1 protein-coding gene is annotated in these 520 nt (G+C 51.9%); it reads left to right on the forward strand.

Annotated elements, in window-relative coordinates; translation table 11 throughout:
* Window positions 1–209 precede the first annotated feature (209 nt).
* On the forward strand, window positions 210–520 hold a 311-nt coding region (locus AC1DU6_RS35805; protein WP_477863398.1), incomplete at its 3' end, for a class I SAM-dependent methyltransferase.

A 520-nucleotide genomic window follows, 5' to 3' on the forward strand; every position in this document is an offset into this window, starting at 1 on the left:
CACGCCCGCGAGCAGCGAACCGGCGCACAGTCTCATTCCGATGGCCGACTAACATCGAACAAACGATTGCCGCAAGGCGCCGCGCCAATCCGCAATCCCATCCGTCAAATAAAGTAGTTATGATAACTTGACAGAGGTCAAGTGAACGGGTGCGCAGACAAATACGGTGCCGGTGCGAGATAACGCGAACGCGCATCAGGAGCGTACCCATGTTGAATCAAGAAGTCGCTGTGCAGTCCTTCAATTCGGCGGCGACACCGTCGTCGCATTCGGATGAAACATGTACCTGCAGATTCTGTAGTGCTCCTCTGGAGAATGTGTTTCTCGACCTTGGGATGTCTCCTCTCGCAAATTCCTATCTGAAGAAGGATGACAAGGGAGAAAAGGAGAAATTCTTCCCGCTGAAGGCCTATGTATGTAGCGAGTGCCTTCTTGTTCAGTTGGAAGAGTGGGAAAGCCCGGAGAACATCTTCGGCGATTACGCGTATTTCTCGTCATACAGCGAATCATGGCTTCAACA

It is taken from the genome of Roseateles sp. P5_B10 (assembly GCF_056400485.1).